Annotated in this window: 11 protein-coding genes, 1 tRNA gene and 1 rRNA gene; 9 read left to right on the top strand and 4 right to left on the bottom strand. The window is 47.6% G+C overall.

Annotated features, from left to right (window positions below):
• Nucleotides 1–56 precede the first annotated feature (56 nt).
• The gene (locus tag H8D24_03185; protein ID MBC8519395.1) at nt 57–623 is read right to left on the bottom strand and encodes a hypothetical protein; all 567 of its coding nucleotides are present in this window, start codon (nt 621–623) and stop codon (nt 57–59) included.
• A gap of 205 nt (nt 624–828) precedes the next feature.
• Between H8D24_03185 and H8D24_03180 the strand changes: the two genes are divergently transcribed.
• The 5 genes from H8D24_03180 to H8D24_03160 are packed head-to-tail and all read left to right on the top strand — an operon-like array spanning nt 829 to nt 6,244.
• Entirely contained in the window at nt 829–1,944 is a 1,116-nt protein-coding gene (locus H8D24_03180) for an anhydro-N-acetylmuramic acid kinase (GenBank protein ID MBC8519394.1), read from the top strand.
• A 37-nt stretch (nt 1,945–1,981) separates the two neighbouring features.
• The gene (locus tag H8D24_03175) at nt 1,982–3,331 is read left to right on the top strand and encodes a S41 family peptidase (GenBank protein ID MBC8519393.1); all 1,350 of its coding nucleotides are present in this window, start codon (nt 1,982–1,984) and stop codon (nt 3,329–3,331) included.
• A gap of 10 nt (nt 3,332–3,341) precedes the next feature.
• On the top strand, nt 3,342–3,896 hold the full coding sequence (locus H8D24_03170; GenBank protein MBC8519392.1) for a DJ-1/PfpI family protein: 555 nt from the start codon (nt 3,342–3,344) through the stop codon (nt 3,894–3,896).
• 12 nt (nt 3,897–3,908) lie between these two features.
• The gene (locus tag H8D24_03165; GenBank protein ID MBC8519391.1) at nt 3,909–5,666 is read left to right on the top strand and encodes an arginine--tRNA ligase; all 1,758 of its coding nucleotides are present in this window, start codon (nt 3,909–3,911) and stop codon (nt 5,664–5,666) included.
• Nucleotides 5,666–6,244, top strand: coding sequence for an SPOR domain-containing protein (locus H8D24_03160; GenBank protein MBC8519390.1), 579 nt, complete (start codon nt 5,666–5,668; stop codon nt 6,242–6,244). Before H8D24_03165 ends, H8D24_03160 begins: the two co-directional genes overlap by 1 nt.
• A gap of 32 nt (nt 6,245–6,276) precedes the next feature.
• Here H8D24_03160 and fetB read toward each other — a convergent pair whose 3' ends face one another.
• Complete coding sequence (fetB, locus tag H8D24_03155; protein ID MBC8519389.1) at nt 6,277–7,089, bottom strand: iron export ABC transporter permease subunit FetB; 813 nt, start codon at nt 7,087–7,089, stop codon at nt 6,277–6,279.
• Complete coding sequence (locus H8D24_03150) at nt 7,079–7,687, bottom strand: ATP-binding cassette domain-containing protein (GenBank protein ID MBC8519388.1); 609 nt, start codon at nt 7,685–7,687, stop codon at nt 7,079–7,081. Before H8D24_03150 ends, fetB begins: the two co-directional genes overlap by 11 nt.
• A 41-nt stretch (nt 7,688–7,728) precedes the next feature.
• On the opposite strand from H8D24_03150, the gene H8D24_03145 reads away from it, so the two are divergent.
• Both H8D24_03145 and H8D24_03140 read left to right on the top strand, forming a co-directional pair.
• Nucleotides 7,729–9,237 carry a YifB family Mg chelatase-like AAA ATPase gene (locus tag H8D24_03145; protein MBC8519387.1) on the top strand — a complete coding sequence of 503 codons (1,509 nt, stop codon included), beginning with the start codon at nt 7,729–7,731 and terminating at the stop codon, nt 9,235–9,237.
• Between the two features lie 38 nt (nt 9,238–9,275).
• A tRNA-Arg gene (locus H8D24_03140) sits at nt 9,276–9,352 on the top strand.
• 405 nt (nt 9,353–9,757) lie between these two features.
• On the opposite strand, the gene H8D24_03135 is transcribed toward H8D24_03140, so the two are convergent.
• Nucleotides 9,758–10,090, bottom strand: coding sequence for a hypothetical protein (locus H8D24_03135; protein ID MBC8519386.1), 333 nt, complete (start codon nt 10,088–10,090; stop codon nt 9,758–9,760).
• Nucleotides 10,091–10,320: 230 nt separating this feature from the next.
• On the opposite strand from H8D24_03135, the gene H8D24_03130 reads away from it, so the two are divergent.
• Nucleotides 10,321–11,520: a tyrosine--tRNA ligase gene (locus H8D24_03130; protein MBC8519385.1), complete on the top strand. Its 1,200-nt coding sequence runs from the start codon at nt 10,321–10,323 to the stop codon at nt 11,518–11,520.
• A gap of 370 nt (nt 11,521–11,890) precedes the next feature.
• A 16S ribosomal RNA gene (locus tag H8D24_03125) occupies nt 11,891–12,853 on the top strand; the annotation flags it as partial.

Below are 12,853 nucleotides of genomic sequence, written 5' to 3'. Positions count from 1 at the left end.
TTGAGCATCCTCCCTTATTGAGAGGGAGAGATTGCTGGTTTGTTAAGGGCTGTGGGTTACTTGGGTGTGTAGCTGAATTTTTGTCCGCCGATTGATGCTTCGTACATCAATCCACCTTTGGCTATTGTGAAAGAGGCCATCCCTTTGTTGTACTGCCCTGTTGTTGTAGCGTCATTTCTTCCGCCGCTCGCTCCTACAGAATTACCAATGGTTGATGCTGTTCCAGAGACTCCAGCAGTAATTGCCACGGCATTTGCTTGCGCACTAAATTCAAACTTGCCCGTGGTGAATTCCTCAAATGCCCGCTTGTCCTGAAAGAAGATGATTTGGCTGAATGCCTGTGCACCAAGCTGAAATCCTATTGTTAGTTGTGTTGCTGTGGTGTCACCGACATGGTCATGCCCAACATATACTCTACCATCGCCATAAGAGCCGCCAATACCAATACCAACCTTTCCAATAGTCGGAAACACGGCATAGCCATGGGCATCATTAAAAAACCCACCGCTTTCGCCAGCTTTTTGAAAAATTTCGATAGTCTCATGAAATTCATCTGCCCAGACATTGCTAAATGAGAGCAGAAGAGAGAGAGCAAGAGATGGAGCCAGCTTGATGTGTTTCATAAATAATTTTCTCCAGTGGTGTGGCGCAAGATTATGTGTGACTAGTATTGTGACAATGACGTAACCAACCTAACAATCCTGTACGGAAATGTCCAATAATTTAGCTAAGGGGCGTGGATGAGAGCGCTTTACATGTATGGTAGCTATTCATTGATAAGTACAACGTAACAGGTTACCGTCATCTGATGATTTTTATGGATAGGCAATGAGTGAGTATTTTGTAGGTCTGATGTCAGGCACCAGTATGGATGGTGTTGATGCTGTGGTTGTTGATTTTTCAACCTTCCCCCCATCTCTCTGTGCAACAGATGTGACCCAAATTTCACCATCTCTTAAAGAGAGAATTCTTGCTCTCTGCATGGAGGGGGAGAATGAGATTGAGAGGATGGGAGAGTTGGATGTTGAGTTGGGAGTGCTTTTTTCAGATGCCGCAGTAGCCGTGGTTGAGAAAGCAGGTCTGGCAGCAGAGAAGATAGTGGCGATTGGCAGCCATGGACAGACAATTCGTCATAAACCAACTGGTAGTACACCGTTCACCCTGCAGATTGGCGACCCTAATATTGTTGCGCAACGGACAGGAATCACCACGGTGGCAGATTTTCGTCGCCGTGATATTGCTGCTGGAGGAGAGGGCGCACCATTGGCGCCAGCCTATCACCGCTGGTTGATGAGAGGGCAAAGTGGTGCTGTAGTCAATATTGGGGGCATGGCAAATGTAACGCTCTTACCAGCAGACAGAGGCGCTCCTGTGGTTGGGTTTGATACCGGTCCTGGTAATGTGTTGATGGATTATTGGGCTGAAGAGTCATTCGGCACAAGAATGGATAAGGATGGTCTCTTTGCCAGGCAAGGAGAACTATCCTCCAGCCTGTTGAAATCTATGTTGAGCGATCCTTTCTTTTCACGGCCATCTCCAAAAAGTACAGGGCGTGAGCTATTTAATAGTGACTGGCTTTATGGTGGCTGGAGTTCACTAGTTAAATCGCTTCCGGTAGAGGATGTTGCCGCCACTCTATGTGAACTGACGGCCGTTACAGTCGCAGATGCTGTGCGTGACCAGAATGTTGGTAGGCAACAGTTGTTGGTATGTGGGGGCGGAGCGCACAACTCCTTTCTTCTGGAGCGCATGGCTGTAAATTTATCGGGCTGGAGTGTTGATTCAACAGCATCGATTGGGGTTGATCCAGATTGGGTAGAGGCAGTAGCTTTTGGCTGGCTGGCTCGTCAAACCGTTCGTGGAGATGTTGGTAATATCCCATCTGTTACAGGCGCAAACCAATCGGTAATACTGGGTGCAATTTTTCCTGTAAAATCTGCATAATTATTAATGAGTTTTTAACCTGACAGCGGATTGCTTAATGAAGACAAAAGCGCGTGACTTACTGATTTTATTGACCGGATTAATCCTTGGGATTTCACTTGCCGTGGAGCGTAGTGTATTGGCTGAACGGGAGGAGGGCGCTGTTGTTCCACTGCCGCTGGATGAATTACGGGCCTTTAGTGAGGCGTTTAGTAATATTAAAAATAGCTATGTTGAAGATGTGAGTGATGAGGAGCTGCTTAATAACGCAATCAAGGGGATGGTGAGTGGCCTGGATCCACACTCATCCTATCTGTTGCCAGAGGCACATGATGAGCTACAGGTTAGCACTACAGGTGAGTTCGGTGGTCTGGGGATTGAGGTGGGCATGGAGGATGGCTTTGTCAAAGTGATCTCACCAATTGATGATACTCCAGCACAGCGCGCAGGAATGCAGGCAGGTGATCTGATCATACGCATTGATGGCACAGCTGTTCAGGGCATCACCTTGGGTGATGCAGTCAAGAAGATGCGCGGCAAAGTTGGCACAAAGATTGAGCTTACCGTGGTGCGCAAGGGGGAAGATCAGGCTCTGACAGTTAATATTATTCGGGATGTGATAAAAATTCGTAGTGTTAAAAGCCGCACCCTGGAGGATGGTTTTGGATATGTACGAATCAGTCAGTTTCAGATGCGTACGGGAGAAAATCTTGAAAAGGCCATCAAGAAATTGATCAAAGAGAATGATGGAGAGGATCTGAACGGGTTGGTGCTGGATCTGCGCAACAACCCTGGAGGTGTGTTGAGTGCTGCGGTAACTGTTGCAGACGCATTTCTGACAGATGGATTGTTAGTCTATACGGATGGTCGTGTGAAAGATTCAAAAATAGAGTTTGAGGCTGATTCAGATGACATCATGAATGGTGCACCATTGGTTGTATTGGTGAATAGTGGGTCTGCTTCAGCATCCGAGATTGTCTCTGGAGCACTACAAGACCACAAGCGGGCGGTAATAATGGGTACCAAGACATTCGGCAAAGGCTCTGTGCAGACAATCCTGCCAATGCGTGAAGGTGCGGCTCTGAAACTGACAACGGCACGTTATTACACACCATCTGGACGCTCTATTCAGGCAGAGGGGATTGCCCCGGATATTGAGTTGAGCAATATCAAAATCGAAAAGAGTGACAAAGATAAAAAGAAGAATCTTCATCGTGTTTCAGAGAGAGATCTTTCTGGCCACCTAAGCAATGGGAATGGCGAGACCTCTAATGGTGATGACGATACAGGAACGAGGAAGGCTGATGACGGTGAGGAGCCAGAAACAAACCTGGCAGAGGATGACTTTGTTCTGTTTGAGGCCCTGAATATGCTTAAAGGGCTACATCTGCTGCACGCTCCACATTAGGGATAGATCAATGGGTAGTGATATTTCTGTATTGGTTCCACTGGCAGAGGGGTTTGAAGAGCTGGAAGCAATAACCATTGTTGATCTGTTGCGACGAGCAGGGATCAAGGTAGTGGTTGCCGGACTGAGTGATGGCCCAATTAAAGCCAGTCGTGACACCGTGCACATTGCAGATATGTCACTTGATGAAGCTCTGCAACAAGATTATGAGATGGTTGTGTTGCCCGGTGGCCTGCCAGGGGCGGATCATCTAAATGCAGATCCACGTATCCATAAGCTGGTTCAGAAAATGGCAGCTGAAGATAGATATACAGCAGCAATTTGTGCGGCACCAAAGGTGTTGGCTGATGCCGGGGTGTTAAATGGTAAAGAGGCCACCAGTTATCCAGGCTTCTTGCAGGGGACATCTGCCAATATTATTGAGGATGCTGACGTGGTTTCCGATGGTAAAGTCATAACCTCACGAGGGCCGGGGACTGCAATGGATTTTGCGCTTGAATTGATTGAGGCTCTGCTGGGCAGAGAGGCACGTCAGGATGTAGAAGAGCCACTGGTACGTGGCTAGAGTGAGACATTAGTGAAGCAACAACTAAAACAACTTGTTGAGTCTGCATTGGCTCATCTCTGTGAGTCAGGTGTCCTTCAGCTGGAGAGCGACCCTGCTGTTCTTATTGAGCGCACAAGAGACCAGAGTCATGGTGATTTTGCCACCAATATGGCTATGGTTTTGGCAAAACAGGCTAAAACAAACCCACGGGAACTGGCGCAGAAAATTGTGGGGGCCCTGCCAGAATCGGAGCAGGTAGTAAAAACAGAGATTGCAGGCCCCGGATTTATTAACTTCTATCTCTCTGATGCAGCTTATGGAGAGGTGATTAGTGAGGTCCTGCGTGTTGGGGACAAGTATGGTGAAAGTGATGTTGGTGGTGATGAGAAGGTGGTAATGGAGTTTGTCTCTGCCAACCCGACCGGACCGCTCCATGTTGGTCACGGGCGTGGGGCTGCCTATGGTGCGGCAACAGCCAGCCTGTTGCGAGCAACTGGTTATCAAGTTCACTGTGAGTACTACGTAAATGATGCGGGCCGTCAGATGGATATTTTGACGGCCAGTGTATGGATGCGTTATCTCGATCTTTGTGGTGAGGAGGTGGTGTTCCCGGTTAACGGATATCAGGGTGACTATATCTGGGATATTGCAGCAACGCTCCATCGCGAGCAGGGAGAGCTGTTTTTGCATCCAGTTGATGTTGTGATGGATGGGGTCCCTGAGGATGAGCCAGATGGAGATAAAGAGGCGCATATAGATGGTCTTATATTTCAGGCGCGTAGTCTGCTGGGGAGTGAGCAGTATTCCCAGATTCACCATGCAGCAATCAGTGCCATCCTGGGAGATATCAGAGATGATCTTGCTGAATTTGGCGTGATCTACGATGAGTGGTTTTCAGAACAGTCGTTGATGGACGACAGCACTGTTGATCAGGCTATTGAGAAGCTGCAGGCCAGTGATGATATATATGAGCAAAATGGCGCGCTCTGGTTTCGTTCTACAAACTATGGTGATGAGAAGGATCGTGTTGTAGTTCGTGACAATGGCCTCAAGACCTATTTTGCATCAGATATTGCCTATCATATGAACAAGCTTAATCGTGGCTTTGACAGGATGATAAATATATGGGGTGCAGATCATCATGGCTATGTGCCACGGGTGCGGGCAGGTCTTGCGGCCATGGGGCAGGAGCCGGATCGGCTAGAGATATTGTTGGTGCAGTTTGCATCACTCTATCGGGGCGGTGAGAAGGTGCAGATGTCCACGAGGAGCGGTTCTTTTGTAACTCTCAGAGAGCTGAGGTCTGAGGTTGGTAATGATGCTGCAAGGTTCTTCTATGTACTAAGAAAGAGCGAGCAGCATATGGATTTTGATCTGGATCTTGCGCGCTCTCAATCATCAGAAAACCCGGTTTACTATATTCAGTATGCCCATGCGCGAATTCATAGCGTAATGCGACAGATGGGTGAAAAAGGGATGGAGTGGAGTCAGGAAGAGGGAGAGTCAAATCTTCACCTGTTAACTGAGTCGCATGAAAAGATATTGATGGTTGGAATATCACGTTATTCAGAGTTGCTGGAGAGTGCAGCACTTCAGCGTGAGCCACACCAGTTGGCACATTATCTGCGTGATCTTGCCCATGAGTTGCATACATACTACAACGCACATCAGTTTCTGGTGGATGATCAGGTGTTGAGGAATGCACGAATAACTCTTATTCTGGCTGCGCGGCAGGTATTTGTTAATGGTTTGAGGCTGCTGGGCGTATCGGCGCCGGAAGAGATGTAATGGTTGCTCTGCACAAGATGATAGGGAAATCTTCCGGATCAGCAATTATTCTGTTGGCACTGGTTGCTGCGGGTATCTTTGGGGGGTATCTGTATTGGCTGAAGATGCCGGCAGAGCCAGAGCCTAAACAGAGCGTGAAACAGGATGGTGACAAGGGCAAGAAGGCAGGGCAGGAGAGCGAGGATAAGTTTCAGTTTGACTTCTTTTCCATGCTACCGGAGGAGGAGTACGCAGGTGTTGAGGAGAGGCCCAGGAAACAATCAGAGAGCTCTTCGAAGAAGAGTGGCAAGAAAAAGCAGCCAGTAAAGAGATCATCAACCCCGAGAGGGAATTACTTGATTCAGTTGGGTGCGTTTCGCAGCAAAGAGGCTGCTGATAAACAGAAGGCTGAGCTAATCCTTAATGGCTTTGAAAATGTCCAGATAAATAGAGATAAAACCTCTAAAGGTGCGCTCTATAGAGTAGATGTTGGCCCGTACCAAAGTTTCTCAAGTGCTGATCATGAAAAGCAGCGTCTAAACAGTGCGGGATATAAGTCGTTTCTCAAAAAGTATGTTTCAAATTCTCAAGCACGATAGTGCTAACATTATAACCTATTGAATTAACGCGCTTAACTAGAGAGGCGTTCCATTCTGAGACGGTCTCTTGTGTCAAAAAAACGTCTTGATGAGACAGAAACGGATGCCATGACACCTAGTCCAGTCCCTCCTGCAATGAGAAACAGAATGAGAATCTGGTATTTCACGGCCTCAATTGGAGGGGTTCCAGAGAGAATCTGACCAGTCATCATTCCTGGCAGACTTATAACACCTGCAGCAGCCATGGCATTCAAAATCGGAATCATGCCGGTGCGAATGGCATCATCTCGTAGTTTGCGAATGGCCTCTTGTGCGCTTTCACCAAGAGCCAGACGAGCCTCTAAAATCCTGTGCTGTTGCCAGACGCTGCTGGTCAGTCTGTCCATTCCCAGAGATATTCCATTCATGGTATTGCCCAGTAACATTCCAAGCAGAGGGATGGCATATTGAGGGTGATACCATGGGTCGTGTTCAATAATTACCAACAGAGCAAAAAGGGCTGTGACCATTGAGGAGAGAAACATGGCGACTGTTCCAGTCATGAAGCCCCAGCCACCAGATAGTTTTCTCTGCTGCCTTACATGAATCTCTCTGCCTGCCAGCAGTACCATGATCATGGACATTATTGCTACCCATAGCAGATTGCTGTGATTGAACAGTGTTTGTAGAACGAGACCTATAAACAGTAGTTGAAGGGTGGCTCTGATAGATGAAAATATGATTTTATTTTCAATGTTAATCTTGTTTATCAGGGAGATAACTGCAACCAATAGAATCAATATGGCTGCAAGCAATAAATCGGTTGGGGTTAATTGAATAAGTGAATATGTTGTCTCAGGTGGCATGTTTTGTAATCTCCTGGATTTTTCCTTCACTCATCTCAAACTGTCGTTGAGTAACCCGCAGTAACTGTTCTCTGTCATGGCTTACCCAAATCAATACGGCCTCTCTCTGTAGCTGGTATTGAAGCAACATCTTTTCAATGCGTTGTCCATTTCTTGTGTCAAGGCTAGAGGTTGGCTCATCCAGTAACAGTACTGACGGTAATAGTGCAAGTTGACGGACAATGGCAAGTCTCTGCTTCTCTCCGCTTGACAGGCGGTTAACAGACCACTGTAACGCCGTTTGGTCAAAACCACACATCTCCAGCCATGGAACTACCGGTCCGGGCATGTGTTCTTTTACAGTCTCTCCCCACCACTGACTTTCAGTAGCAAAAAATGCAACATGTCGACGCCAGAGTTTTGGTATGTATTGGATCTGGGATTTGCCGGCCAGGGTGATTTCTCCCTGGTGTGGATCAAGATCAGCGATTGCACGGAGCAGTAAAGTTTTGCCCGAGCCTGATGGGCCAAAAAGACCGATACTGTGCCCAAGGTTAATGGAGAGGTCGATAGGACCAATATGATCGGTTGCTAGCTGTTTAAGAGAGAGGCCATCCATAGCGTGTTATTGTATCCAAAATAAATTCTGAGGAGTGTTTTGTGTCATTGGCAGCCGTGAATAGTCGTGCAATCTCTGGTATTGAGGCGCCTGAGGTTGTGGTTGAGGTATTGCTGAGCGGAGGCCTGCCAGGCATATCAATAATTGGACTACCTGAGGCTGCGGTGAGAGAGGCAAAGGATCGTGTACGTGGTGCACTGATCAGTTCTGGTTTCAAGATTCCACAGAGAAGGGTAACCATAAATCTTGCGCCGGCCGATCTGCCAAAATCTGGCGCAAGGCTTGATTTGGCAATTGCAATGGGGGTTCTTGCGGCTTCTGGAGTGATCCAGCCGGAGAAATTGCACTCTTTTGAGTTTATTGGTGAGCTGGCTCTGGATGGCGCCATTCGGGAGGTTAGAGGCGTGCTCCCTGCGGCACTTAAGGCTCGTGATGTTGGTCGAGCCTTGATACTTCCGGAAAAGAATGCGACTGAGGCATCACACGTCTCCGACTTAAATTTTTACCCGGCCACAACCTTGCAACAAGTGGTCTCATTTTTTGTTGATGAGACGCCTCTTCCTGCTGTTGAGATCAATGTTGCGGAGATCGAGAAGCAGCAGGTTCCTGATCTATCACAGGTGCGTGGGCAGCATATAGCCAGAAGAGCTCTGGAGATTGCCGCTGCGGGCTCACATAATCTGCTTATGAGTGGCCCGCCGGGTACTGGAAAGACGCTGCTGGCCTCTACAATGCCTGGCATTTTGCCTGAAATGGGTGAGCAGGAGGCGCTAGAGAGCGCCACCATCTACTCAATAAACAGTCCACAGTTTGATGCATCCCGTTGGGGAGTTAGACCTTTTAGAACACCACACCACACTGCATCGGCAGTTGCTCTGGTGGGTGGTGGGGGGCGTCCTAGGCCAGGAGAGATCTCACTATCTCATCATGGAGTTCTCTTTCTTGATGAGCTTCCAGAGTTTTCTCGTAGTGTGTTGGAGGTACTGAGAGAGCCTATGGAGTCAGGAAAAATTACCATCTCTCGTGCGGCGGCACAGGTGGAGTTTCCTGCACGTTTCCAATTGATTGCCGCCATGAATCCATGTCCGTGTGGTTATTATGGTGATCGATCAGGCAAGTGTCACTGTACTCCAGACCAAATTCAGCGCTATAAGGGAAAGATTTCAGGACCATTGCTAGATAGAATTGATCTGCAGATTGAGGTCGCACGTATCCCTGCTGAAATGTTGGCAGGGGAGAGAGAGGATAATGTTGAGGATAGTAGCCAGGTAAGGCGGCGGGTCAAAAGTGCAAGAGAGATACAGATAAAGCGTCAGAGTGTTCCAAATAGTCAGCTTCAGGGTGATCAACTGGAAGAGGCGTGTGGTCTTGGGCAGGAGGAGAAGCAGTTTTTGATTGATGCGATTGATTCTCTGGGGCTGTCCGCACGTGCATATCACCGGGTATTAAGGGTGGCCAGGACGATTGCTGACCTTGCAGAGGATCGCTGGGTTGAAATGAGGCATATTGCAGAGGCGCTCTCATATAGAAAAATGGATCGAGATAGTTAACCTCTTCAAGTAGAATGCACCACCTGTAGATTGAGCATGCGCCCGTAGCTCAGCTGGATAGAGCGCCACCCTCCGGAGGTGGAAGTCAGGGGTTCGAATCCCTTCGGGCGCGCCACTTTTATCGACCACCTCTTTTGCTGTCACCATGCACCAGGGACTATTGCATCCAGTATAAATTTTTTGCTATTTAGCAGAATTTATGCATGAACGTATTTGCTTATCATATTGATAAATATAAGAAAAAACATATCTGGTAAAACACTGGACAGTACATGGCAAAGTCGTTAGAGTCCCTCTGATCACGCATCTTTTGAGTGGTTTATTGCTTTTACATTAAGGAGAGAATTTTGGATAGATTCATTATCTCGTTTATGGTGGTTTGTGCAGTTTTTGTAACAGTAACAACAGCGATGGTGCTCTCGCTCTAGAGCTTTAATCTGTTTTTCAATATGTGTTGGGCATAAAAAACCCCGTACGATCGTAGATCGTACGGGGTTTTTGCAACTAAGAAGACTAGGTCTTACTGAGCAGCAGGAGCTACAGGAGCACCATAGTATGGGTAAGAAGGGCTAGACTCAGTACGGATGTCGCTCTTACCGTCAAAACGTGCATTCTCAGCAGCGTCCATGTCAGCTTCCATGTTAGAAGAACCCTTACCAGAAGCGTTGATAGTCATGCTGAAGTTACCTTCTGCGTCAGCATTTCCCTTACCAGCGCCACGTCCACGTCCGTCAAAAGCACCGTCAGCAGAACCAGTTCCGTAACCAGACTGGTTATCGTTGTCTCCACCGAAGAAAGCAGAAGCGCTAGAAGCAACAGCAACAAGAGCAATAGTAGCAATAATCTTTTTCATGATAATCTCCATCAAAATTAATAAAATAAAAATAAATCTGTTTTACGGGTGCAATGATAGTCGTATTCAATAACATTGTCAAGTATTAAATTACTATTAAATTGGTGTGCTGTGGGAGTACAGATATGGGTGTCTGAGCGCCTTATGTAGTCCAGGGGTGGCTAAAAGTTGTGGTACTCTTCGCGGCTATCGCTTCAAAACTGAATAATCAATATAGAGTGAAGATCAAGATGGTATCAATAAAAGAGTCATTGGAAGAGATTCGGCGTGGGACTGAGGAGATCCTGGTTGAATCCGAGCTTGTGGATAAGCTGAAAGAGGGGAGACCGCTACGCATCAAGGCAGGATTTGACCCAACAGCGCCAGATCTTCATCTTGGCCATACTGTTTTGATAAATAAGTTACGTCAATTTCAGGATCAGGGACATGAGGTGATGTTTTTGATCGGCGACTTCACCGGAATGATTGGTGACCCGACCGGTAAAAATGTCACCAGAAAGCCGCTGACTCGTGATGATGTATTGGAGAATGCGAAGAGCTATGAGCATCAGGTCTTCAAGATCCTTGATCCCGAGAAGACCACTATTGTATTCAACTCATCATGGATGGGCGAGAAGTCGGCCGCAGATCTGATCAAGCTTGCATCAAGACTGACCGTTGCGCGGATGCTGGAGCGAGATGATTTTGACAAGCGCTATAAGGGTGGACAGCCCATAGCGATTCATGAGTTTCTCTATCCTCTTATTCAGGGGTGGGACTCTGTAGAGCTGAAAGCGGATGTTGAGCTAGGAGGAACTGATCAAAAGTTCAATCTGTTGATGGGGCGCGAGCTGCAAAAGCAGGAAGGTCAGACACCACAGACAATTATCACTATGCCCATTCTTGAGGGACTGGATGGCGTGCAGAAGATGTCAAAGTCACTGAATAATTATGTTGGCGTTAGTGATAGCCCGGATGAGATGTTTGGAAAATTGATGTCGGTTTCGGATGAGTTGATGTGGAAGTATTTTGAGCTGCTAAGTTTTCGTCCAATGGAGGAGATAGCTTCACTCAGAAAAGGTGTTGAGGATGGGGGCAATCCAAGAGATGCAAAAGTAGAGTTGGCAAAAGAGATTGTGGCCCGCTTTCATAGTCAAGATGACGCGACTCAGGCGGAGCAGAATTTCATTAATCGTTTCCGTAAGGGCGCTATACCGGACGAGATGGATGAGGTTGAACTGATAGCAGAGGGTGATGGCCTGGCTATTGCCAATTTATTGAAAGAGGCCGGGCTTACCGCCAGCACCTCTGATGCGCTACGCATGATACGTCAGGGAGCAGTCAAGGTGGATGGTGAGAAGATAGAGGAGACGAAGTTGAAAGTCATGCCTGGAGAGGCTCAGGTTTATCAGGTTGGCAAGCGTAGATTTGCCAGGGTTACAGTTAAATAATCGAGAGCCGGTACTTTATTTTGTAAAACTGTTGACAGGCGTTTTTGAGGATGTAGAATGCGCCTCCCTGCTCAGATTGTTGTTGCTGAAAACGGCACCAAAAGCAGGTAATTCGGGTTCACCAAAAATTAATTTGAATTAGTGGTTGACAGTCGAATAGAGGGATGTAGAATACGCCCTCCTTGCACGACGTGAGTCATGCAAATGCTCTTTAAAAATCAGGTCAGATAATTTGTGTGGGTACTTGCATCGGTATCTTGCTAAGCAAGAAATATCGATTGTAAGTAACCCTAGAAAAAGTCCAGAAATGGACTCTTTCGAAGCTTACGAACAATTCGAGAAAAGATTGGCTGCCACAAGCAGCCGCAGTGATTGAACTGAAGAGTTTGATCCTGGCTCAGATTGAACGCTGGCGGTATGCTTAACACATGCAAGTCGAACGGAAACGATGGAAGCTTGCTTCCAGGCGTCGAGTGGCGGACGGGTGCGTAACGCGTAGGAATTTACCTTATAGTCGGGGACAACTCGAGGAAACTCGAGCTAATACCGGATGATCCTTACGAGGGAAAGGGGGCCTCTTCTTGAAAGCTCTCGCTATTAGATGAGCCTGCGTCAGATTAGCTTGTTGGTGAGGTAATGGCTCACCAAGGCAACGATCTGTAGCTGGTCTGAGAGGACGATCAGCCACACTGGGACTGAGACACGGCCCAGACTCCTACGGGAGGCAGCAGTGGGGAATATTGGACAATGGGGGAAACCCTGATCCAGCAATACCGCGTGTGTGAAGAAGGCCCGAGGGTTGTAAAGCACTTTCAGTAGGGAGGATTGGTTACATTGTTAATACTAATGTAACTTGACGTTACCTACAGAAGAAGCACCGGCTAACTCAGTGCCAGCAGCCGCGGTAATACTGAGGGTGCAAGCGTTAATCGGAATTACTGGGCGTAAAGCGTGCGTAGGTGGTTAGATTAGTTGGGTGTGAAAGCCCCGGGCTCAACCTGGGAACTGCATTCAATACTGTCTAGCTAGAGTATGGTAGAGGGAAGTGGAATTCTGCATGTAGCGGTGAAATGCGTAGAGATGCAGAGGAACACCAGTGGCGAAGGCGACTTCCTGGACCAATACTGACGCTGAGGTACGAAAGCGTGGGGAGCAAACAGGATTAGATACCCTGGTAGTCCACGCCGTAAACGATGACAACTAGCTGTTGGGATTGTAGTGATCTTAGTAGCGAAGCTAACGCGTTAAGTTGTCCGCCTGGGGAGTACGGCCGCAAGGTTAAAACTCAAAGGAATTGACGGGGGCCCGCACAAGCGGTGGAGCATGTGGTTTA

Source organism: Candidatus Thiopontia autotrophica, from assembly GCA_014384675.1.
GTDB lineage: Bacteria > Pseudomonadota > Gammaproteobacteria.
The sequence above is the reverse complement of the archived record's forward strand: the minus strand, read 5'-3'. Positions and strand labels throughout refer to the sequence as shown.